The sequence below is a fragment of the Nocardioides sp. genome (assembly GCA_037045645.1).
Lineage (GTDB): Bacteria > Actinomycetota > Actinomycetes > Propionibacteriales > Nocardioidaceae > Nocardioides.
The window spans coordinates 249,612-271,289 of the sequence record JBAOIH010000001.1; the positions used below are offsets into that span (position 1 = coordinate 249,612).

20 protein-coding genes are annotated in these 21,678 nt (G+C 68.2%); 17 read left to right on the forward strand and 3 right to left on the reverse strand.

The features are described from left to right. Positions 1 to 9 precede the first annotated feature (9 nt). Positions 10 to 1,083: a sulfotransferase gene (locus tag V9G04_01220; protein MEI2711933.1), complete on the forward strand. Its 1,074-nt coding sequence runs from the start codon at positions 10 to 12 to the stop codon at positions 1,081 to 1,083. Between the two features lie 176 nt (positions 1,084 to 1,259). Here V9G04_01220 and V9G04_01225 read toward each other — a convergent pair whose 3' ends face one another. The 3 genes from V9G04_01225 to ispD form a co-directional block, all read right to left on the reverse strand. After that, on the reverse strand, positions 1,260 to 2,276 hold the full coding sequence (locus V9G04_01225; GenBank protein ID MEI2711934.1) for a hypothetical protein: 1,017 nt from the start codon (positions 2,274 to 2,276) through the stop codon (positions 1,260 to 1,262). Between the two features lie 114 nt (positions 2,277 to 2,390). Continuing rightward, positions 2,391 to 4,115, reverse strand: a complete 1,725-nt coding sequence (locus V9G04_01230) for a stealth family protein (GenBank protein MEI2711935.1) — start codon at positions 4,113 to 4,115, stop codon at positions 2,391 to 2,393. Positions 4,116 to 4,120: 5 nt separating this feature from the next. Beyond that, positions 4,121 to 5,551 (reverse strand): 2-C-methyl-D-erythritol 4-phosphate cytidylyltransferase, encoded by a 1,431-nt coding sequence (gene ispD / locus V9G04_01235; protein MEI2711936.1) that lies wholly within the window; start codon positions 5,549 to 5,551, stop codon positions 4,121 to 4,123. 49 nt (positions 5,552 to 5,600) lie between these two features. Here ispD and V9G04_01240 point away from each other — a divergent pair, with 49 nt between their 5' ends. From V9G04_01240 to V9G04_01315, 16 genes are all read left to right on the forward strand, one after another. Beyond that, positions 5,601 to 6,677: a hypothetical protein gene (locus V9G04_01240; protein ID MEI2711937.1), complete on the forward strand. Its 1,077-nt coding sequence runs from the start codon at positions 5,601 to 5,603 to the stop codon at positions 6,675 to 6,677. 126 nt (positions 6,678 to 6,803) lie between these two features. Next, positions 6,804 to 7,727, forward strand: a complete 924-nt coding sequence (locus tag V9G04_01245; GenBank protein MEI2711938.1) for a DUF2520 domain-containing protein — start codon at positions 6,804 to 6,806, stop codon at positions 7,725 to 7,727. A gap of 1 nt (position 7,728) precedes the next feature. Beyond that, positions 7,729 to 8,592, forward strand: a complete 864-nt coding sequence (gene panC / locus V9G04_01250) for a pantoate--beta-alanine ligase (GenBank protein ID MEI2711939.1) — start codon at positions 7,729 to 7,731, stop codon at positions 8,590 to 8,592. A 55-nt stretch (positions 8,593 to 8,647) separates the two neighbouring features. Further along, positions 8,648 to 9,064 (forward strand): aspartate 1-decarboxylase, encoded by a 417-nt coding sequence (gene panD, locus V9G04_01255; GenBank protein MEI2711940.1) that lies wholly within the window; start codon positions 8,648 to 8,650, stop codon positions 9,062 to 9,064. Between the two features lie 14 nt (positions 9,065 to 9,078). After that, positions 9,079 to 10,758: an L-aspartate oxidase gene (locus tag V9G04_01260; protein ID MEI2711941.1), complete on the forward strand. Its 1,680-nt coding sequence runs from the start codon at positions 9,079 to 9,081 to the stop codon at positions 10,756 to 10,758. Then, positions 10,755 to 11,654, forward strand: a complete 900-nt coding sequence (gene nadC, locus V9G04_01265; GenBank protein MEI2711942.1) for a carboxylating nicotinate-nucleotide diphosphorylase — start codon at positions 10,755 to 10,757, stop codon at positions 11,652 to 11,654. The genes V9G04_01260 and nadC overlap by 4 nt, the downstream gene beginning before the upstream one ends. Beyond that, on the forward strand, positions 11,654 to 12,442 hold the full coding sequence (locus V9G04_01270; GenBank protein ID MEI2711943.1) for a type III pantothenate kinase: 789 nt from the start codon (positions 11,654 to 11,656) through the stop codon (positions 12,440 to 12,442). Before nadC ends, V9G04_01270 begins: the two co-directional genes overlap by 1 nt. A gap of 66 nt (positions 12,443 to 12,508) precedes the next feature. Further along, complete coding sequence (locus V9G04_01275; GenBank protein MEI2711944.1) at positions 12,509 to 12,838, forward strand: Lsr2 family protein; 330 nt, start codon at positions 12,509 to 12,511, stop codon at positions 12,836 to 12,838. Positions 12,839 to 13,031: 193 nt separating this feature from the next. Continuing rightward, positions 13,032 to 14,357, forward strand: coding sequence for a histidine kinase (locus tag V9G04_01280; protein ID MEI2711945.1), 1,326 nt, complete (start codon positions 13,032 to 13,034; stop codon positions 14,355 to 14,357). Beyond that, positions 14,354 to 14,995, forward strand: a complete 642-nt coding sequence (locus V9G04_01285) for a response regulator transcription factor (protein MEI2711946.1) — start codon at positions 14,354 to 14,356, stop codon at positions 14,993 to 14,995. The genes V9G04_01280 and V9G04_01285 overlap by 4 nt, the downstream gene beginning before the upstream one ends. After that, positions 14,992 to 15,396: a hypothetical protein gene (locus tag V9G04_01290; protein ID MEI2711947.1), complete on the forward strand. Its 405-nt coding sequence runs from the start codon at positions 14,992 to 14,994 to the stop codon at positions 15,394 to 15,396. Before V9G04_01285 ends, V9G04_01290 begins: the two co-directional genes overlap by 4 nt. Positions 15,397 to 15,587: 191 nt before the next feature. After that, positions 15,588 to 16,049, forward strand: a complete 462-nt coding sequence (locus V9G04_01295; GenBank protein MEI2711948.1) for a hypothetical protein — start codon at positions 15,588 to 15,590, stop codon at positions 16,047 to 16,049. Continuing rightward, complete coding sequence (locus tag V9G04_01300) at positions 16,046 to 16,996, forward strand: hypothetical protein (protein MEI2711949.1); 951 nt, start codon at positions 16,046 to 16,048, stop codon at positions 16,994 to 16,996. Before V9G04_01295 ends, V9G04_01300 begins: the two co-directional genes overlap by 4 nt. Then, complete coding sequence (locus V9G04_01305; protein ID MEI2711950.1) at positions 16,993 to 18,450, forward strand: hypothetical protein; 1,458 nt, start codon at positions 16,993 to 16,995, stop codon at positions 18,448 to 18,450. The genes V9G04_01300 and V9G04_01305 overlap by 4 nt, the downstream gene beginning before the upstream one ends. Continuing rightward, positions 18,447 to 18,884, forward strand: a complete 438-nt coding sequence (locus tag V9G04_01310; protein MEI2711951.1) for a hypothetical protein — start codon at positions 18,447 to 18,449, stop codon at positions 18,882 to 18,884. Before V9G04_01305 ends, V9G04_01310 begins: the two co-directional genes overlap by 4 nt. A 141-nt stretch (positions 18,885 to 19,025) precedes the next feature. After that, positions 19,026 to 21,677 (forward strand): ATP-dependent Clp protease ATP-binding subunit, encoded by a 2,652-nt coding sequence (locus V9G04_01315; protein ID MEI2711952.1) that lies wholly within the window; start codon positions 19,026 to 19,028, stop codon positions 21,675 to 21,677. Position 21,678: the final 1 nt, after the last annotated feature.

Genomic DNA, 21,678 nt, shown 5'->3' on the forward strand with positions numbered 1-21,678 from the left:
CCGCTCGCGATGACGCGGCTGGTCCTGATCACCGGCACCGGCCGCAGTGGCACCAGCACGATGTCGGGCACTCTGCACCACCTGGGACTCACGGTGCCCGGCCCGTTCCTGGGTGCCAACGACTCCAACCCCAAAGGTTTCTTCGAATCCAAGTGGGCCGTCCGCTTCCACAAGCGGATCATCAAGGCCGCGGGTCTGCACGACATGGACGGCCGTCCCGATGCGTTCGAGTCCGCGCAGTCGCAGATCCGCCCGGCCGACCGGCGCAAGCTGGTCGAGTTCCTGGGCAAGCACGCGGCGGGAGTCGACCAGGTTGTGGTCAAGGATCCGCGGTCGGTGTGGGCCCAGCAGTTGTGGAAGGGCGCAGCCGAGGATGCCGGGCTCGACATCGTGTTCATCACGATGCTGCGGCACCCGGCCGAGGTGATCGGCTCTCGCGCCACCTATTACGCCTCCTCGCTGGAGGCTCGGCAGCGGCGCAGCTATGAGATCTTCAACCTGGTCCGCTGGATCAACCACTCGTTGCTCAGCGAACGCCAGACGCGCGGCGAGTCGCGCGCTTTCGTGCGTTACACCGACATGTTGGACGACTGGCGTCCGGTGCTGTCAGGTCTGCGTGAGGGCCTGGGCCTGTCGTACGCCGTCGACATCGCCCAGGATCACACCGCGGTCGACGACTTCATCGACCCCGACCTGCGCCGGTTGCGCGTCACCTGGGACGACCTCGACGTGCCCGAGTCCGTACGCACTCTCGCCGACGAGATCTGGACCGCACTCAACACGCTGGCCGATCACGGCGGCGACGACGCGGGCGCGTCCACCCGGCTGGATGCGTGCCAGGCACGGTTCGAGGAACTCTTCGACGATGCCGCGTCGATCGCCCACGACGCCGTGCAGGAAGCGCGCATCGAGGGACGTCGGTTGGGAGCGGCCGAGGCGCGCGCCGAGATCGAGGCCGAGATGCGCGCCGAGGCCGCCGCCGCCGAGCGGCGTGACGGGCTCGACGGATTCGGCGGTCGTGAGTTGCTCAGTGCCCTGATGAGCCGCGTAACCCGTCGGGTCCGCCGCCGGCCCGGTGGCTGAGGAGGCCGGGGAGCGGCCGTTGGTGGTTTCGAGACGCTCACGGGCGTTCGCTCCTCAACCACCGAGAGGACGGCCCACCGGTCGTGGCCCGATTCCGAGTGGGCACACGGAGACGCTCGTGGTCTCGTTCACCGTCTCCTAGTGACCACTCGCGCACCTTGGCTGGTGCGACCTGACTAGTGCCGGTGCCAGGCCGCGTGGATCACGCGCCCGGTGACCTCGGGCGGCAACTGCGCGGGCCCACGCGGGCCGGTGCGTACGTCGAGCAGTGCCGAGAGATCCCCGACTACCCGATAGCCGGGTGCCTGCAACCCGGCGACGATCTCGGCGGCGAGTTCGCCGACGCGGGGCGCGTACTCCTCCGGCAGCGCGATCTTGTGCTCGCTCGGTCCGGGAGTGGTGCGCTTGAGTCGCACCCACGTACGCAATCGGTCGAGCGCGGGCCACACCGTGCGGGCCTCGCCGGCCGCATCGGCGGCCTCGTTGTCGGCGCGGAAGAGCAGGTTGAACTGCCGGATCGCCTCGATCTCCTCCCACGTCATCGACCGGTTGGCGCCGTCGTGGATCGGCTGCAACAGCCCGGGCGGGAGGTCGAGCATGTCGAGGAACGCCTCGGTCAACTGGGTGGGTTCGCGCGGATCGACTACCAGCAGCGTCAGTCGTTCCGGACCCACCACTCGTGCCCAACGGGCGGCCAGCACGTCGTGGCGGTGGCGCTGCCAGAAGCGCGCGCCGTACGCCCCGCTCGGCTCGTCGAGCACCGACGTGAGCCACTCGTCGAGGGTGTGTCCGGCGCCGGTCTGCACGTGTTGTTGCCACTGGGAGGTCATCACGTTGGCCAGCGGTCGCAAGGTGACGACGACGCGGCAGTCGTCGACACCGAGGTCGGCCAGGATCGACGCGGCGGCGGCATCGTCGGCCTCGCACAGGAACTCACTCGACAAGAGCACCTTGTCGTGCGCGGCGGCTTTGCGCACCAGTCGGCGCCACTTCTTCAGTCCCGCGTCGCGCTCGGGACCCTCGGGCGTACGACCGGTCGCTGCCTTGACGGCGGCCGTGGGCTGCAACGAGGCACCCATGTAGTGGATCCCGTGCTCGTCCAGCACTTCGCGGTTGCGGTGCATCACAGTCTGGATCGCCGTGGTGCCCGTCTTGAACGGTCCGATGTGGACGAGGACGGAGCGGTCGGTCACCGGGACAGGCTAGCCGCGCGGCTCCTCAACCGCCGGGGCGAGCCCATCGACAACAACGGGGAAGTTCGCAGTCACCCGGTGACAGTAAACTTCCCCCTAGACCCGGCAGACGAGTCAAGCCCGCTCCCAGGGCGCACGCACGGGGTAGTAGGCAGTCAAGAAGTCGGCCAGCATCTCGTCGACCCGCTCGATCGGCAGGGCGTACGCGTGGTGGTCGCCCAGGCAGAGGAAGTCGAAGTCGCGAGCCCGAAGTGCCGCGAGACGCGGCTTCACGTTGGCCTCACTCAGATCCACGAACTCGTCGACCGCGTCCCCGACCACGGCAAGACCCGACAGCAGTCCGTAGTGCTGAGCCAGTGACGACAGCAGTGACACGTCGGTGGTCGCCCTGAACGGCGCGGCGGCCGTCCGCGCGATCGCGTCGGGGAACTCCGCCTCGATCAACTCCAACGTCGAACGCCGGTGCGGATGCGGGGTGTGCCGCATCGTGTGGGTGATCGCGACGCCGAAGCGCTCCAGCAGCAGGCGCCGGTTGTGGAAGGCGGCCATCGCGTACGGCCGGTCGTCGCTGCCCTCCAGGTCGAGCGTGAGATGCGAGACGTACGCCGCGGGCAGCCCGCCGGGGGAGAAGAACAGGTCGGGCGTCACCGGCCGCCCGAGCAGCACATCGTCGTTGAAGTAGACGAAGTGCTCGCTCAGCCCCTCGATGCGATGCAACGCGGTCTCGATCGCGTGTGAGTTGAAGGTCGGCAACACCGACTCGTCGAGGATGTCGCGGTGGTCGACCACGTTGACCCGCTCGTCGGCCGCCAGCCAGGACGGCACCTGCTGATCGGTGACCAGATGGATGCGACGCACCCACGGCGCGAACAGGTGCACGCTGCGCATCGAATAACGCAGTTCGTCCCGACTGCGATAGCGCGCCTCGCCGGCGCTGCGCTCGTCGCTGGTCACCCCGAGCCGTGGGGCGCGGCGCGCCAGCCACTCGGGGTCCTCGCCGTCCACCCAGGTATAGACGACATCGATCTCGAAGCGACTCGCGTCCGGCGCGGGCGTGGCCAGCAGCGGCAGCGTCTCGACGGGCAGCCCTGACACGACCGAGTCGACGAGGCGTTCGCCCGTCGGCACCTTGCGAGTGACGTGGTTGACCGAAGGGGCGAGCAGCGTGCCGTCGAGCCCGCGCGGCCAGAGCTCCAGGCGTACGTCCGCCCCCGCGCTCAGGTGGTCGGGCGAGTCGGCGGCACGAGGTGGGGTGAGCAGGACGCCTGCCGCGTCCGCGACGCCGAACTGGAAGAGCACGGGCGCACCAGACTCCGCTGGCACGACCACGATCGGCGGGGCGTCGCCGCGCGCGGGCACCACGAACGCAACGGCTGAGTCAGCGGCGGCCAACGCGCGCTGGAGCAGCTCTGCCCGCGCCATCGCGGGCGTCGTCTCGGCGGCAGGTCGTGCTGTCGCGATCTCCACAGTGACGACCCCCGGCGCCTCGACGAGGACTAAGGAGACGGGTCCGCCCGCTGCCGCGAGACTGAGCAACTCGCTCGCGATCGCCTCGACCGGCCACCCGAACACCCCCGCCCGCAACGTTGAGTTGCCCCTCCCGGGGCGTTGAGTTGGCCCTCCCGGGCCGTTGAGTTGGCCCTCCCGGGGCGCTGAGTCCCGCACGGCGACCCGATCGAGCACCCCCGTCTTGCGCGCAACCGCCCGAATCCGACCGGCCTGTTTCCCGACGTCGACGAACTCCATCCGCCAGTTCGGCAACTGCGCAGCGATCAGCGCGAACCCTCGTACGACCCGGGCCGGCTGGAAGGCCCCCGAGACGACGAAGACCTCGCCCACGACAATCAGCCCTCGTCGAGCACGGCGCGGAAGGGATCGTCCTTGCGCAGGTCGATGATGTGGCCGGTCTGAGAGGACAACAAGACGTCCAGCGAGGACGAGGCCACGAATTCGGAACCCAACAGCGAGCCTTCCGGCTCGACGCCGAAGGCATTCGTACGCATGGGGGTCGCGGTGCGTTCGGGGTTCACGCAGTTGATGCGTACGCCGTCGGCTGCCCACTCGTCGGCCAGTGCCTGCGTCAGGTTGACCGTTGCGGCCTTGGCCGACGAATACAACGAATAGCCCGAGCGTCCCCGGGTGTAGGACGACGAGGTGTAGAGCAGCATCGATCCCTGGGTCTCGCGCAGGTGCGGGAAGAAGGTCTGGGCGATGAAGACCGGTCCGAGATAGTTGATCTCGGTGGCGGCATAGATCGACTCCTCCGACGTCTCGACCAGCGTCGAGCGCGGCAGTACGCCTGCGGTGTTGACCACGAAATCGACCCGGCCGGCCTCGGCGATCACGGTCTCGGCCGCCCTGACGATGTCCGCGCGCCGCGCGACGTCGGTGTTGGTCGTGGAGCGGGAGAAGCGGAAGACCCGCGCACCGTGCTTCTCGGCCAGATCGGCCAGGTCGCCGCCGATGCCATAACTGCCGCCGAAGACCACCATCGTCTTGCCCGCGAGCAGCTCGCGATAACCGGCCTCGTCGTGGGTCTCGGGACGGTCGTGGACGGTGAGTTGAAAGAGCTTGTCGACCAGATAGACGTCGATCGGCTCCGACACTTTCATGTTGCGCTCGTCGCCGTGGACGACCGTGATCGGCACGGCGGGCAGATAACGCAAGACCACGGTGCAGTCGTCGGTCGCTTGGAATTCGGGATCGCGCATACCCAGGTCGTACGCCCGCTTCAACACGCTGGCCTTGAACGCCTGCGGTGTCTGGCCGCGCCGCAACCGGGCCCGCGGAGGGATGTCGGTGATCTGGTCCTGCTCGTCCACCTCGATGATCGTGTCGGCCGACGGGATCGCGACATCGACCGCCTGATAGGTCTCCAAGGCGTCGAAGCACTCCTGGATGATCCGCGGCGACACCAGCGGGCGTACGGCGTCGTGGAAGAGCACGTTGGCCTCGTCCGACCCCAGAGCGTCCAGGGCGCGCAGCGTGGTCTCGTTGCGAGTCGAGCCACCCTCGAGGATCCGGGTGACCTTGTCGTACGCCCCGCCGTTGACGATCGCGCGCACCGCATCGAGGTGGCCCGGCGTCATCATGATGATGATCTCGTCGACCGACGGGTGCGCCTGGATCGTCGCCAGCGTGTGCTCCAGGATCGGCTTGCCTGCGATCTTGAGCAGTTGCTTGGGGGTGGAGAGCCCGATCCGGGCGCCGACGCCACCGGCGAGGATCACGGCGACATTGGGCAGGCGGGACTCGCCAGCGGGTTGCTCGGCCATGGGCTCACTCTGTCAGATCGGCACCGCAGTCGGCGGTATCGTCCCCGTCATGCAGCCCGGTCTCCTCCTCCCGCCTGGGACCAGGCTGATCCACATCGGCCCGCACAAGACCGGCAGCACCGTCCTCCAGGCCGCGATGCACGAGCGCCGCGACGCCCTCGCCGCTGCCGGAGTGGCGTACGCAGGTCGCGGCGCGCGCGCTCGCAAGGCCGGCTGGGCGCTCGGGCTGCGTCGGCTCAACCGCGACACCCGTGGCAACGGGATGGAGCATTGGCAGGCATTGGTCGCCGACGTCGAGAACGCGGGCGATCGACGCGTCTGCATCAGCAACGAGGCCTTCGGCAGCGCCGAACCCGACCAGATCCGCACCATCGTGACCGACCTCGGAGGCGCCGCGCCCCACGTGGTCGCCGTGGCGCGCGGGTTGAGCGGCTATCTCCCGTCGCAGTGGCAGGAGCGGGTCAAGGCTGGGCTCGCGATGCCGTACGACGAGTGGTTGCAGGAGGTGCTCGCCGATCCGGACCGCGACGTCTGCCTGGATCCGCACGCGCCGGAGTTCAGCCGCGAGCGTTACAACGTCTGGTACGCCCACGACACGGGAGCGCTGGTCCGGCGGTGGACGCAGATCGTGGGAGCCGACAACTTCACGCTGATCATCAGCGATGACGCGGACCGCGGCCTGCTGCCGCGCACCTTCGAGACCATGCTCGGCCTGCCCGCGGACACGCTCACCCCGCCGCCGACGCGCAGCAACACCAGTCTGCCGTGGGAGCAGGTCGAGTTGATCCGGGCCGTCAACCAGGCCCTGGTCGACGCCGGTCTGGACGACAGCACCCGTCGTGACCTCGTCGCACGAGGAGCCGTACCCGCGCTCACCTCGCTCGAGCGCACCGCTTCGAGCCACGCGCCGCAGCCCGAGTGGGCCTCCCCGCTGCTCGCCACCTGGGGACAGCGCCGCGTCGAGGGGCTGCGCGAGAGCGGCATCCGGATCGTCGGTGAGGTCGAGCGACTCTGTGCGAACGCACCCGCACACGAAGCGCCGGCCCCGGATCGAGTCGAGACTCCAGGCCGCCGCCGCCGCGATCGCGGCTGTCGTACGCAAGGCTGCTTCGTCCAGAGCTTGTGACCCAGGCTTGTGATTCAGCCCACTGCCGCGGGCGGTTCCCGCGCGGGACGAGTCAGACGTACGCTGGCGTTGCTCCAGCAAGTAGTCCGGTACCCCTCGTGGACTGGAACGAAAGGTCTGACCGCAATGAACTCTTCCGCGACCCCGTTGCGCATCGGCGCAGTCGGTGCCGGCCGTGTGGGTGCCGTGTTGGCTGCCGCCTTCGCCAGCGCCGGGCACGAGATCGTCGCCGTCGCGGGTGAGTCCGATGCCTCGCGCGCCCGCGCGGAGGCGTTGCTGCCGGGCGTACCTCTCGACAAGCCCAGTGCCGTCGCCAAGGCCTGCGACCTGCTGCTGCTCACGGTGCCCGATGACATGTTGGGCAACGTCGTCACGATGCTCGCCGCCAGTGGCGCGTTGCGAGAGGGGCAGTACGTCGCCCACACCTCGGGCGCGCACGGCCTGGCAGTCCTCGCCCCAGCGGTGGCAGTCGGCGCCAAGCCGATCGCGTTGCACCCCGCGATGACGTTCACCGGCACCGAAGTGGACCTGCCCCGACTCGACGGCTGCGTCTTCGGCGTGACCGCCGAGCCGGGCGAGCGCGCACTGGTCGACCGGCTGGTCAAAGACCTGCGTGGTCGGCCGATGTGGGTGCCCGAGGCCAACCGGACGCTCTATCACGCATCGCTGGCCCACGGCGCCAACCACCTGGTCACCCTCGTGGCCCAGGCGATGGAACTGCTCTCGGCCGCCGGTGCCGAAGACTCCGAGATCACCCCGGCCGACACCCTGCGTCCCCTGCTCACCGCGGCTCTCGACAACGCGCTGCGCGACGGCGACTCGGCGCTGACCGGACCGATCGTGCGCGGGGATGCCAACACCGTGTCGGCGCACCTGGACGCGATCTCACAGGCCGCCCCGCACACACTGGAGTCGTACGTCAGCCTCGCCGACAACACCCTCGACCGCGTCGTCACAGACGGACGCGTGCTGCCGATCCGCGCGGCCAAGATCCGCAGCATGTTGCGCGCCTCGGTCGCGACCCTGCGGACGCGCCTCGGGGTCCGCTGAAGTGTCGGAGTTCGCGTCCACCCGGGCTGAGCTCTCGGCGCTGCTGACCCGTCCCGGGCGTCTCGGTTTCGTCCCCACCATGGGCGCCCTCCACGAGGGCCACGCCAGCCTGATCCGACGCGCACGTGACGAGGTCGGCGATGGTCCGGTGGTGGTCTCGATCTTCGTCAATCCGCTCCAGTTCGGCGAGGGCGAAGACCTCGATCGCTACCCGCGTACGCTCGAGGCCGACCTGGCCCTGTGCGCCGACAACGGCGCCGACATCGTCTTCGCACCGAGTGTCGACGAGGTCTATCCCGGCGGCGAACCCCAGGTCACCGTCGAGCCCGGCCCCGTCGCCGAGATCTTGGAAGGGGAGTCGCGGCCTGGTCACTTCCGCGGCGTGCTGACCGTCGTCGCCAAGTTGTTCGGCCTGGTCCAGCCCGACGTGGCGGTCTTCGGCCAGAAGGACTACCAACAACTTGCGCTGATCCGTCGGATGACCCAAGACCTGTGCCTGGCCGGTCGCAGCGGCCCGATCCAGATCGTGGGTGCCGAGACCATGCGCGAGGACGACGGTCTCGCGATGAGCAGCCGCAACCGTTATCTGGACGCCGAGCAGCGTCAGGTCGCGGTCACGTTGTCGCGCGCGCTCAAGGCCGCGCAGGCGCGGGCGCCGTACGGTCTGCCTGCCGCCCGCTGGGCAGCCATGGCCGTGCTTCAAGCCGAGCCCCGTCTCGAACTGGACTACCTCGCGCTGCGTGCCACCGACCTGTCGGAACTGCCCGACTACCTCGACCAGCCCACCGTGGGCAGGATCCTGGTCGCAGCCAAGGTCGGCTCCACCCGGTTGATCGACAACATGGCGCTGCACTTCGGCAGCTGAGGTGGTGTCGAGCCTCCGCGCCCACCGTCACATCCACTCGGGAAAGAGGAACCAGATGTTGCGCACGATGATGAAGAGCAAGATCCACCGCGCCACGGTCACCCAGGCCGACCTGCACTACGTCGGCTCGGTGACCGTCGACGAGGATCTGCTCGACGCCGCCGACCTGCTGCCCGGCGAATTGGTGCACATCGTCGATGTCACCAACGGTGCCCGGCTGGAGACGTACACGATCGCCGGTGAGCGCGGCACCGGCGTGCTGGGCATCAACGGCGCCGCGGCGCGGCTCGTACATCCAGGTGACTGCGTGATCCTGATCGCGTACGCCCAGATGGAGACCGAGGAGGCCAAGGCATTCCAGCCCCACGTCGTCTTCGTCGATCACGACAACAAGGTCATGGCCACGGGTTATGACCCGGCCGAGACCTTCGGTGACCCGAAGCTCAGTCGGGGCGACAAGATCCAACTCTGAGTAGTGTGCCCCGAATGGACACACTGCAGATCCCGCAACGCCTCCACGCTCCCGAACCGGGGTGGACCGTCGATGCGGACGTGGTGGTCGTGGGTTCGGGCATCGCCGGGCTCACCGCGGCGCTGCGTCTGGACGCCGCGATGCCTGAGGCCAAGATCCTGGTCGTCACCAAGGACGCACTCAACGCCGGCTCCACTCAATGGGCCCAGGGCGGGATCGCCGCAGCACTCGGTCCTGGAGACACCCCCGATCAGCACGAACACGACACGCTCGTCGCGGGCGCAGGCGCCTGCGATGTCGAGGCCGTACGCGCGCTGGTCACCGAAGGCCCCGATGCCGTCCGGGAACTCATCGCCCTGGGCGCCAACTTCGACCACAACCCTGACGGCGAACTCTCCCTGACCCGTGAGGGCGGCCATCACCGCGACCGGATCGCGCACGCCGGGGGAGACGCGACCGGAGCCGAGATCCAGCGCGCGTTGATCGCCGCGGTCGAACGCGCCCCCGAGATCGAGGTGATCTCGCACGCCCTGGTGATCGATCTGCTGCTCGCCGAGGACGGAGGCGTTGCCGGGGTCACGCTGCACGTGATGGGCGAGGGCCAGCCGCACGGCGTCGGCGCGATCCACGCCCGGGCCGTCGTGCTGGCCAGCGGAGGACTCGGCCAGGTCTTCGCACAGACCACCAACCCGCGCGTGGCGACAGGTGACGGCATGGCGGTGGCCTATCGAGCCGGTGCGGTGCTGCGTGACCTGGAGTTCGTCCAGTTCCACCCGACAGTGATGTATCTAGGGCCCGACTCGCAAGGTCAACAGCCGCTGATCTCCGAGGCGGTGCGAGGCGAGGGCGCGTTCCTGGTCGACTGGGACGGGGATCGCTTCATGCAAGGCCAGCACGAACTCGCCGACCTCGCCCCGCGCGACGTGGTCGCCAAGGCGATCACGCGTCGCATGTTGGAGACCGACAAGCCGCACATGTGGCTCGATGCGCGCCACCTCGGCAAGGAGTTCTGGGAGAAGCGGTTCCCGACGATCCTCAGCGTCTGCTTGGAGCACGGTGTCGACCCGGCGACCGACCTGATCCCCGTGGCGCCCGCGCAGCACTACGCCTCAGGTGGGGTCGCGACCGACCTGTGGGGGCGTACGTCCGTCCCCGGTCTCTACGCCACCGGTGAGGTCGCCTGCTCGGGTGTGCACGGCGCCAACCGACTCGCCTCCAACTCGTTGCTCGAAGGGCTGGTCTTCTCCCGGCGGATCGCCGACGCGCTGCCCGACGAGATCCGCCCCGCCTCACCACCGGCGGTCGATGCGCGTCCACAGTCGATTGTCGGCTGGACCGTACGTACGGCGATCTCGCAGGAGATGACGCTGTATTCAGGCGTACTGCGATCCGCCGAATCCCTGGCCGCGACAGTCGACTCATTGCCCAAGCTCGCTCAGGTGAGTGGCCCCGCAGTCACCGCGAGTTGGGAGGCGTCCAACCTGATCACGGTGTCGCTGGCTTTGACCGAGGCGGCGCGAATGCGTGAGGAGACTCGTGGCTCGCACTGGCGCGAGGACTTCCCCGAACGTGACGATGCGCGCTTCGCCGGCCACGTCGACGTGGTGATGGGCGACGCCGGTCGGCCCCGGCTCACGTTCCAGCCGGCACCCAGTACGGACCCCTCCACCGAAGCGCTCAAGGAGCCCCGATGACCCCGTTTGCCGACCTGCCGCGGCCCCTGATCGCAGAACTCGCCGACGCGGGCCTGGACCCGCGCGCGGTCTACGAGCACATCGCGTACGCCCTCAGCGAGGACCTGCCCGGCGGCTCCGTCGACGTCACCAGCACCGCGACGATCCCGGCCGATCAGCGGACCGTCGGACACTTCAACGCGCGCGGCCCCGGTGTGGTCGCGGGTCTCGGGGTCGCCGAACTGGTCTTTCGAGTCGTTCTCGGTGACGACGTCGAGATCACCGAACGCGTCGCCGACGGCACTCACGTGGCGGCGGGCGACCGCGTCCTCAGCGTCACCGGCCCGACGCGCGGGCTGCTGACAGCCGAGCGTACGGCTCTCAACTTCGCCTGCCATCTCTCCGGCGTCGCCACCGCGACGTCGCACTGGGTGGCCGCCCTGGAGGGCACCCACGCCAAGGTGCTCGACACCCGCAAGACACTGCCGGGCTGGCGGGCCCTGCAGAAGTACGCCGTGCGGTGCGGCGGAGGCGTCAACCACCGCTTCTCCCTGTCCGACATGGCGATGGTCAAGGACAACCATGTGATCGCTGCCGGGGGAGTCGTGCCCGCCTTGGAGGCCGTACGCCGAGAGTTCCCGGGCGTGCCGGTCGAGGTCGAGGTCACCGATCTCGACCAACTGCGCGAGTTGTTGGACGCCGGGTGCGAACGGATCCTGCTCGACAACATGGATTCAGCCACGATGACCGAGGCGGTCGAGATCACTGCGGGGCGAGCGCTTCTGGAGGCCTCGGGTGGTCTGACCTTGGAGCGTGCTCGGGAGGTCGCGCAGACCGGCGTCGATTTCATCTCCGTCGGAGCGCTGACGCATTCGGTGATCGTGTTCGACCTCGGTATGGATCTTGTGGAGGGCTGATGGCTCTCTTCTGCGCCGATATCGGCAATAGCCACACGGTGGCGGGACTTCTCGATGGCGGCGAAGTGCTGGCGCATTGGCGGGTGGCGACCGACGAGCGGCGTACGGCCGACGAGTGGGCGTTGCTGTTGCGAGGTCTTTTCGATACCCTGAAGGGTGAAGCCGCGTCCGGATTCGCGGTTTGTAGCGCCGTGCCTTCCGTATTGGCCGAATGGCGCGAAATGGCCGCATCGCATTTTGCTGATATGGCCCACGTCTTCGTCGAGCCCGGCATCCGCACCGGGATTCCCATCCAGATGGACAATCCGCGCGAAGTGGGCTCTGATCGCATCGTCAACGCGCTGGCGGCGGCGAGTTTGTATACGGGTCCTGCCATCGTGGTCGATTTCGGCACCGCGACGACGTTCGACGTGGTGAGCGTGGACGGCAAATTCGTCGGTGGCGCGATCGCTCCGGGGATCGAGATCTCTGCGGAGGCATTGGGGCGACGCGGTGCCCAACTTCGCCGGGTCGAGTTGGTGCGGCCCCGGTCGGTCATTGCCAAGAACACGGTGGAAGCACTCCAATCAGGAATGCTTTTCGGAACTGCGGCACAAGTGGACGGGTTGGTCACACGGATGATCGCCGAACTTGGCGTGCCCCGTGAAACGGTGACGGTGATCGCCACCGGCTATCTGGCGCCACTGGTGGTCAGTGAATGTAGAAGTTTCGACGAGCACGACCCTTGGTTGACATTGCGTGGCCTCGAACTCGTCTTCGAAAAGAACGCGGATCAGCGCACTATTTGATGATGCGCCGCACAGGGTCTAGTTTGGCAATACCGATTTCCTGTCTACGTCTGGAGCAACCACCCAATGGCACAGCGTGTGAACATCATCTTCGTCGACGATATCGATGGCTCCGAAGGTGCGGAGAACATCACCTTCGGCCTCGACGGCGTCACCTATGAGATCGACTTGAGCGAGGCCAACGCCTCCCGTTTGCGTGAGGCGCTGGCGCCGTACGTCGGCGCGGCTCGCAAGGTCTCGCGGGCCGCTGGCGGTCGTGCTCGTCGTACGACAACTGCCGGCACCGGTCCCAACCCGCGCCAGGTGCGCGACTGGGCCCGCTCCAACGGCATCGAGGTCTCCGACCGTGGTCGGGTCTCGGCTGACGTGATCGCGGCCTTCGAAGCAGCGAACTGATCTGACCCCACTTCGGTGAAGAACTGCGGCCGCGGAGCCTCTGCGTCAGCGCGACGCCCTAGCCGCGGCCGCAGTTCTTCGCAGATGGAGCCTCGTCACCACGTCCGCCTCCCCCGCGAGAGGGAGGACGCCGTCTAGCATTTCACTCGCCAGCGGGTGACGGGAGAGGGTCGTGCAGCAGCAGCCTGAAGCCATGACCACCTACTCCGCTCCGGTGCCCGTCCAACTCGCGTCGACGCCGCTCGTCGCGGCACCCCGTCGCCGAATCCCGGCTCCGTTCTGGGGCATCGCCATCGTGGGCAGCGTGGTCGGCACGCTGTTCTGGCTGCCTGTCGCCCCGAGGCTCGCAGGGTTGATTCCCCTGGGGCCATTCACAAGCGAAGCGCATCCCTTCCTCCCCTTCTGGCTCCTCTCTTTGGCGATGACTCCGCTGGCGCTGCTGATGAGTGTGTGGCCCGCAACTGCCTTGGCGGCTCCGCGGACCGCAGCCATCGCGTCCAGTCTCGGCCTGCTTCCGTTGTTGTTTCACCAGGTCTTCCTCGCTGCTGTGGTGACCACGGTTGCGACGGCGATGGTGCTGATGTGGCGTGAGCCGCGCTGGGCGATCGTGCCCGCCGGCCTCACCGTCGTGTCCATGGCGTACGCCATCGGTGGCCGAGCGACCCTCGCGATCTCCCAGTGGCGTGACATTGATTTCGTCAAGCTGCTCTGCGAGGGCGCTTCGTGCCGCAACGACTATTCGGGCACGCCCGGCTATGCGCTGCTGTGGAGTCTCGGACTCGCGATCCCGCTCGCCCTCGCCTGGTGGCTGGCCCGGCAGGCCGAGACGGCGGAAGCGACTCGTCTGGAGCGACAGGCACTCACCGTCCAGACCGCACAGGTCGATGCCGACGCGGCGGTCGTGGCCGAACGCGCCCGGCTGGCCCGAGACCTGCACGACGTGGTCGCGCACCACGTCTCGCTGATCGCCGTACGCGCCGAGACCGCGCCCTACACCCTGCCCGACACCGACGCGCAGACTCGGGCCGCGTTCACCGAGATCGCCGCAGACGCCCGCCTGGCTCTCGACGAACTCCGAGGCGTACTCGGCATCCTGCAACGCGCCGACTCCGACGACCGGGCACCGCAGCCGACGCTTGGTGACATCGCGGCGTTGGTGGAACGCGCCCGCGCGGCGGGGGCCGACGTCACCCTCCACGGCGATGTCGACATCCCGATCGGCTTGGGCACCGGCTATGTCGCCTATCGCCTCGTCCAAGAGTCGCTGACCAACGCGCGTCGGCACGCGCCGGGTGCGCCCGTACGCGTCGAGGTCACCGCCGACGGCGACCTGGTCGTACGCGTCACCCACCCGCTCACCGGTTCCCCGGCTGGCACCCCGGGGCGTGGGCTCGTCGGGATGCGTGAGCGCGTCGAGGCCCTCGGCGGGCTGCTCATCGCCGGTCCGGTGGGCGACGAGTTCGTGGTCAGCGCACGGCTGCCGCTGCGCCAAAGCGCACTGGGAGACTCAGCCCGATGAGCATCCGAGTCGTGGTCGCCGACGACCAGGGCGTGATCAGGGACGGCTTCGCCGCCCTGCTCGACGCGCAGGAGGGGATGAGCGTGGTCGGCACCGCGGCTGACGGGGTCGAGCTCGTCGAGTTGGTCGAGCGTACGCACCCCGACGTGGCCCTGGTCGACATTCGGATGCCCCGGATGGACGGGATCGCCGCGACCGCGAAGATCACGGCTGCCGGCGGCACCCGGGTCCTGATCCTCACCACCTTCGACCTCGACGCTTACGTCTATGACGCGTTGCGCGCCGGGGCGAGCGGCTTCCTGCTCAAGGATGTGACGGCAGCGCGGTTGGTGGAGGGCGTACGCATCGTGGCCGAGGGCGCCATGCTGCTCGGCCCAGCCGCCTCGCAGCGACTGATCGGCGAGCTGGCCAGCGCAGCCGCGACTCCGGCAGGCCCCGATCCGACGAGTGATCTCAGTCCGCGCGAACGCGAGGTGCTGCTCCAACTCGGGGCCGGTCGCTCCAACGCCGAGATCGCCGCCGAACTCGTCATCGGCATCGAGACGGTCAAGAGCCACGTGGCCGAGGTCTTGCGCAAGCTCCAGCTGCGCGATCGGATCCAGGCGGTCGTGTTCTGCTATCAGCAGGGTCTGTTGTGACGCGCGCACTCGCCCTCGTGGCGCTCCTTCTGCTCAGCGGATGCGCGGATTCCTCGGACCGTGAGGCGCCGACGCCCCCGACCTCCTCCGCGACGATCGACGCGTCGCCACTGCCGCAGTTCGACGACGCGATCGCCGCGCCGGAGGCGCTGACCCTCGACACCTGCGGTCGTACGGCCGGTCCTCAGCGCGTCGAGGGCGTCGTCACGGGTGTCGTCGAGCGCGCCGACTATCTGGTCACCGTCACCTGGGTCGACGCCGCCGACGAACCGGTCGCCACCGGCTGGGCGGTCGTACGCGACCTCGCCGACAAGGACCGCGCCGACATCACGATCACCGCCGACGTGGGCGAGGGTGCGAAGCGCTGCATCGCCAGTGCCCTCCGCGGCACCCTCCCCTGACCTGTCGCGTCTGCTCGGCGATTGTGGCTCGACCTGTCGCGTCTGCTCGGCGATCGGGCCATCTGGCCCTTCGAGTGGCCCAGTCGCTGGAGGCGCCGACGCCACCCACCGGGGGGATTAATGCGCCGCCGTGCCGGGCATGAGTCATGAATCGCACGACTTCTGACAAGCATTCTCGGCGAAGGGCAGTCATGTACGGCGAACCAAGCAAGATCCGCGAGGTCGCGGACCGGCTCGATCACCGCGCGGACCTGTTGCGTGATCGCGCGCGCGAACTCCACACCCGCAGCGAGACGGTGGCCTGGAAGTCGGCCGCCGCGGACCGGATGAAGCAGCAGGCATGTGATCGTCGCGACGAGCTGATGGCGGTTGCGAAGGACTATGACGAGGCAGCGGAGAAGGTACGCAAGCACGCCGACGAGGTGCAGCGCCTCCTCGATCTGATCGCCTCTATCGAACGACAGGCGCGGCGCATCCTCAGCGCCGCCTTGGACCGCGCGAAGGCCGCGATCGACTCGGTGGTCGGCGGGATCAAGGACGCGCTGACGCCAGGAGACGAGGCGGACAAGAAGCTCGCCGAGACGGCCACCCCGCCACCGGGCCACAAGGACTGGCTCGAGATGCCCGAGGTCATCCCGGGGATCCGCACATGACCGTGATTCGCGTACGCGCCGGTGCCGAACCCCAGGCCCCCGTCCTCGACCATCCTGAGCTGCCCCGTCGGCTCACCCTGACGTTGTCCCAACTCCTCGCAGCCGCCCGGCTGGCCCAGGTGCCACTGCCGCTCACTCTGGATGGCACCCCTGAACGAATCACCACGCGACTCGCGACCGCCGACACCACGGCCGCGTCGGCGCAACTCGACGCCGCCAAGAGCCAAGCAGCCGACGGCGGCCCTGCCGAGCAGTCGTTGAGAAGCAGCGGTTTGCTCGACGACGACGGACTCGATGCCGGGCTCACGCTGGCCCTCCAAGTGGTTGCGGGTGGTCGCGGCTTCCTCCAGATCGACATGTCGGCACACCGGCGAGCCGGACTCTCCGGGCTGCGCTGCTGGCTCGGCATCCAGGATCGCCTGGTGGCCCAACTAGCCACGAGTGGCGGGGAGTCGTACGAAATCTCGTGGTGGGACGCCGCGCTCTGGCACTCACAGATCACCCGGATCGCACAGGTGCAGCCGTGGACCCCCGAGGAGCCGCGCCCGCTCGCGAGTTTCGTACGCCTGCCCACCGAACTCATGCTCGGCTCCCACAAGGCTCTCAAGGAGCAGCGTCTCGACCTGCTGGAACCCATGGCCGCCGACCACGTCGGACAGGTGCTCTTCGGTGATCAGGACGAGGTGATCGAGGCCAGGCAGGACGAGATCGTCGGCCTGCTTGCCGTACTCGCTCAGGAGACTCGCGGGCGGTTGCGCGTACTCGCCCGAAGGCGCGACGACGAGGCGGCGCCCAAGGTGCTGAGTTGGTTGCTCTTCGACAGCGGCTGGCACGAACTCGCGCCTGGTCCGGAGGCGACGACCGAGTTCCGACACCGAGCCCCGGGCGACCTCAGCGTGTTGCTGGAGCCGTTCGCCGCCGCGACGATTCGAGCGGGTGCGCGATGACTGATCTAGGCATCAGCGTCTCCGGGGGCGCCAACGGCATCGACGCCAAGTTCGACGACATCAGACAACTCGGCGACCTCTACGGCTCGATCGGCCCCACGCTGGTGGGCTACGCCTGGGACGACAAACTCGAAGCCGCCGACGGCGACCTGCTCGCCTCGGCGATCTTGAGTCCGGGCACATTCGCCGAGGCCGAGGGGGCGATCGTCGAGGCGACGTACGGCCCCCACGGACTGGCCGTGAAAGCGGCCGTCATCGAAGGACAGGCGATCTGTTTCGTCGCCGTCGTGGAGTTCTACGAAGACGCCGACGAGGCGATCCACCAGGCCTTCGAGGCGCTGTCGTACGGCGTGGGCTTCGCTGCGGGGTTCGTGCTGCCGGGCGCGGTCATCGCCGGTGGCGTCGGGCTGGTGGGCCTGGCGCTGACCAATCCGCTCGCGCTCGCCGGGCTCGGGCTCGGGCTCACGGCCTACACCTCCCGAGACGAACTCATCGCGTTCCTCGAGGACAACCCCTGGGTGATCCAGACGCTGGCCAACGGCGGGGGAGGACTGCTCGACGGGCTCGGCACCAACCCGATCACCTCGCCGCTGATGCAACTGCTGGGACTCGGCGGCTTCCATGCCGACACGGCCTCGGCGGCAGACGATCTGGGCGAGTTGCTGTTCACCGACTATGAGGGCGAGCTCAACCCGGACTATGACGGCGCGCTCTTCGCCCATGACGCGCCTCGTGACTTCTCCGACCTGATGGAGGACCTCAACGCGGTCGCGACCGGCACGCAGAACGGCGTGTTCACGGTGCAGACGCTCACCGACGAGGACGGCGAGGTCAGGCACATCGTGCAACTGCCCGGCACCGACGACTTCCTCTCCGACACCGAGATCCGCAACATGGGGTCCAACCTCAACCTGATCGCCGGAGACCAGACGGCGTACGCCCAGGCCGTCCAGCAGGCGATGGCCCAAGCAGGCGTACGACCCGGCGAGCCGGTCATGCTCGTGGGTCACAGCCAAGGCGGCATGCAGGCTGCCGCGCTGGCTGCCGATCCGACGTTCCCCTATCAGGTCACCCACGTCGTGACGGCCGGCTCACCGGTGGCGACCTCGGGCATCCCGGACGACGTGACCGTGGTGTCGCTGGAGAACACCGGCGATGTGGTGCCACTGCTCGACGGCGAGAACAACCCCGGCACTGCCAACCACATCACCGTGACCGCCGACCTCCACTCGGGCAGTTTCGGTGCGGCACCGGGGCAGAACCACTCCATGAGCACCTACGAGACGATGGCCAACGCCGTCGACGACAGCGACGATCCCTCGCTCACCCACGCCATCGAGTCGATGCAGGAGGCGGGTTACCTCACCGAGAACGGCGAGTCGCCGGCGAGTCAGACGCACACCTATCAGGCCCAGGTCGGGCAGGTCGTACGCCCGTCCGACATTCCGCGATGATCGCCCGGATCCTCGTTGCGACGGGACTGTTGCTGCTGTCGGGCTGTGCCTCGGGCTCGTCGACCTGCCCAGGCGAGGCCTGTGAACCGGACACCCAGGCTCGCTTCGACGCGATCGCGGCGCTGGACGGCGTGGTCGAGGTCGACGAGGTCCAGCGTGCCGACAGCCCCGACCGCGGACCGCGACGCAGCGCGAAGGTCACCACCGACCTGCCCGAGAAGCCCGCGGTGCTCAGGCTCGGTGTCGACGTCATTCGCGAACTGCAGGACTGGGAGGGCGTCGAGCCGTCCGACGCCCAGGTGATCTTGCGCTGGCAGGACGAGATCGTCATCGTCGACCAGCAGGGCGAGTTGATCTGCGAACTCGTCGATCGGGTCCAGCGCGACTGTCGGCCCGAGGACTCCTGGCGCCTGGACGGCACCCCGGCCGGTTGAACCGCGCGGTGTGTTCGCCCTCGGCGGACAGCCAGCAGGCTGTCGGAGGGAACACGTAGGCTGGCTCGATAGTTGGGAAGTGCGTACGCCTGTGGCCTGACGGCTGCCGTGACGTACCCCCGAATCTTGCAAGGAGTGAAGATGTTCGAACGGTTCACCGACCGAGCCCGTCGCGTGGTGGTGCTGGCCCAAGAAGAGGCCCGCATGCTCTCGCACAACTACATCGGCACCGAGCACATCCTGCTGGGCCTGATCCACGAGGGTGAGGGAGTCGCGGCGAAGGCGCTGGAATCCCTCGACATCTCGCTGGAGGCCGTTCGCGCCCAGGTCGAGGAGATCATCGGCCAGGGGCAGCAGGCGCCGTCGGGACATATTCCCTTCACCCCGCGCGCCAAGAAGGTGCTCGAACTGTCCTTGCGTGAGGCCCTGCAGTTGGGGCACTCCTACATCGGCACCGAGCACATCCTGCTCGGTCTGATCCGCGAGGGCGAGGGCGTGGCGGCCCAGGTGCTGCAGAAGCTCGGAGCCGACCTCAACCGCGTACGCCAGCAGGTCATCCAGTTGCTCAGCGGCTTCCAGGGCAAGGAATCCTCGTCCGGAGGCGGCTCGTCGAGTTCGTCCAGCGCCGACGCGCCCGCGTCGTCCACCGTGCTGGACCAGTTCGGGCAGAACCTCACCCAGGCTGCTCGCGAGGGCAAGCTCGACCCGGTGATCGGTCGCGAGCCCGAGATCGAGCGGGTGATGCAGATCCTGAGCCGGCGTACGAAGAACAACCCCGTCCTGATCGGTGAGCCGGGCGTCGGCAAGACCACGATCGTCGCCGGCCTGGCCCAAGACATCGTCAAGGGCAACGTGCCCGAGACGCTGAAGGACAAGCAGATCTACACCCTCGACCTCGGCGCGTTGGTGGCTGGTTCGCGCTACCGCGGCGACTTCGAGGAGCGCCTCAAGAAGGTGCTCAAGGAGATCCGTACGCGCGGCGACATCGTGCTGTTCATCGACGAGATCCACACGCTCGTCGGAGCCGGTGCGGCCGAGGGTGCGATCGACGCAGCCAGCATCCTGAAGCCGATGCTGGCCCGAGGCGAACTGCAGACCATCGGCGCCACCACCCTCGACGAATACCGCAAGTACCTCGAGAAGGACGCCGCGCTGGAGCGCCGCTTCCAGCCGATCCAGGTGGCCGAGCCGTCCATCGCGCACACCATCGAGATGCTCAAGGGCCTGCGCGACCGCTATGAGGCCCACCACCGCGTCACCATCACCGACGAGGCACTGGTGAGCGCAGCGACGCTGGCCGATCGCTACATCTCCGACCGCTTCCTGCCCGACAAGGCGATCGACCTGATCGACGAGGCCGGATCGCGCCTGCGGATCCGCCGGATGACGGCGCCGGCCGACCTGCGCGAGTTCGACGACAAGATCGGTGAGGTGCGGGCGCGCAAGGAGGCCGCCATCGACGGCCAGGATTTCGAGGCGGCCGCCCGACTGCGCGACGAGGAGAAGCAACTCATCCTGAAGAAGTCCGAGCGTGAGAAGCAGTGGCGCGCGGGCGACATGGACGAGGTCGCCGAGGTCGACGAGGAACTGATCGCCGAGGTGCTCGCCGTGGCGACCGGCATCCCGATCGTGAAGTTGTCCGAGGAGGAGTCCTCGCGGCTGCTCAAGATGGAGGACGAACTGCACAAGCGGGTCATTGGTCAGGAAGAGGCCGTCAAGGCGCTCTCGCGCGCCATCCGGCGTACGCGGGCCGGACTCAAGGACCCCAAGCGTCCGGGAGGCTCGTTCATCTTCGCGGGCCCGTCCGGTGTCGGAAAGACCTGGCTGTCCAAGACGCTCGCGGAGTTCCTCTTCGGCGACGAGGATGCACTGATCCAACTCGACATGAGCGAGTTCAGCGAGAAGCACACCGTCTCGCGGCTCTTCGGCTCGCCTCCGGGCTACGTCGGGTACGAAGAGGGCGGCCAGCTCACCGAGAAGGTGCGCCGCAAGCCGTTCTCCGTCGTGCTCTTCGACGAGGTCGAGAAGGCGCACCCCGACATCTTCAACTCGCTGCTGCAGATCCTGGAGGAAGGTCGCCTGACCGACTCCCAGGGCCGAGTGGTCGACTTCAAGAACACCGTGATCATCATGACCACCAACCTGGGCACCAAGGACATCGCCAAGGGCGTCAATCTCGGCTTCGCCCAGACCGGTGACGCGGCCGGCTCCTACGAGCGGATGAAGACCAAGGTGCAAGAGGAGCTCAAGCAGCACTTCCGGCCCGAGTTCCTCAACCGTGTCGACGAGATCATCGTGTTCCCGCCGCTGTCGCAGGAGCAGATCATCTCGATGGTCGACAACATGATCGCCGCGGTGGAAACACGCTTGAAGGACCGCGACATGAGTCTCGAACTCACCGAGGGTGCCAAGCACCTGCTCGCCAAGCGTGGCTTCGACCCCGTGCTCGGTGCTCGACCGCTGCGTCGCACCGTGCAGCGTGAGATCGAAGACGTGCTGGCCGAGAAGATGCTCTATGGCGAAGTCGGCGCCGGCCAGATCGTGCTCGTGGATATCGAGGGTGAGGAGCCCAACCAGACCTTCACGTTCAAGGGCGAGAAGGTGTCCACGCTCCCGGACATGCCGCCTTTCGAGACCGCGGATCTGGGCACCGACCCCTTGGCCGAGTTGGCTGCCGACGGCAGCGAGGACGGCCCCCGTGACGTCCCGCGCGCCGGCGGGGAGTCCTCACCGTTCGGCGACGTCCCCTTCGACGACGGAACGGGCGAGGGACCGACCACCGCCACCTCCTAGC

What these genes read in the sequence shown, in the direction of transcription:
- V9G04_01295 (MEI2711948.1), top strand. Translation starts at nt 15,588, where the DNA reads ATGTACGGCGAACCAAGCAAGATCCGCGAGGTCGCGGACCGGCTCGAT.
- V9G04_01240 (MEI2711937.1), top strand. Translation starts at nt 5,601, where the DNA reads ATGCAGCCCGGTCTCCTCCTCCCGCCTGGGACCAGGCTGATCCACATC.
- V9G04_01270 (MEI2711943.1), top strand. Translation starts at nt 11,654, where the DNA reads ATGGCTCTCTTCTGCGCCGATATCGGCAATAGCCACACGGTGGCGGGA.
- V9G04_01300 (MEI2711949.1), top strand. Translation starts at nt 16,046, where the DNA reads ATGACCGTGATTCGCGTACGCGCCGGTGCCGAACCCCAGGCCCCCGTC.
- ispD (MEI2711936.1), bottom strand. Translation starts at nt 5,551, where the DNA reads ATGGCCGAGCAACCCGCTGGCGAGTCCCGCCTGCCCAATGTCGCCGTG.
- nadC (MEI2711942.1), top strand. Translation starts at nt 10,755, where the DNA reads ATGACCCCGTTTGCCGACCTGCCGCGGCCCCTGATCGCAGAACTCGCC.
- V9G04_01315 (MEI2711952.1), top strand. Translation starts at nt 19,026, where the DNA reads ATGTTCGAACGGTTCACCGACCGAGCCCGTCGCGTGGTGGTGCTGGCC.
- V9G04_01275 (MEI2711944.1), top strand. Translation starts at nt 12,509, where the DNA reads ATGGCACAGCGTGTGAACATCATCTTCGTCGACGATATCGATGGCTCC.
- V9G04_01245 (MEI2711938.1), top strand. Translation starts at nt 6,804, where the DNA reads ATGAACTCTTCCGCGACCCCGTTGCGCATCGGCGCAGTCGGTGCCGGC.
- V9G04_01220 (MEI2711933.1), top strand. Translation starts at nt 10, where the DNA reads ATGACGCGGCTGGTCCTGATCACCGGCACCGGCCGCAGTGGCACCAGC.
- V9G04_01305 (MEI2711950.1), top strand. Translation starts at nt 16,993, where the DNA reads ATGACTGATCTAGGCATCAGCGTCTCCGGGGGCGCCAACGGCATCGAC.
- panD (MEI2711940.1), top strand. Translation starts at nt 8,648, where the DNA reads ATGTTGCGCACGATGATGAAGAGCAAGATCCACCGCGCCACGGTCACC.
- V9G04_01285 (MEI2711946.1), top strand. Translation starts at nt 14,354, where the DNA reads ATGAGCATCCGAGTCGTGGTCGCCGACGACCAGGGCGTGATCAGGGAC.
- V9G04_01310 (MEI2711951.1), top strand. Translation starts at nt 18,447, where the DNA reads ATGATCGCCCGGATCCTCGTTGCGACGGGACTGTTGCTGCTGTCGGGC.
- V9G04_01260 (MEI2711941.1), top strand. Translation starts at nt 9,079, where the DNA reads ATGGACACACTGCAGATCCCGCAACGCCTCCACGCTCCCGAACCGGGG.
- V9G04_01280 (MEI2711945.1), top strand. Translation starts at nt 13,032, where the DNA reads ATGACCACCTACTCCGCTCCGGTGCCCGTCCAACTCGCGTCGACGCCG.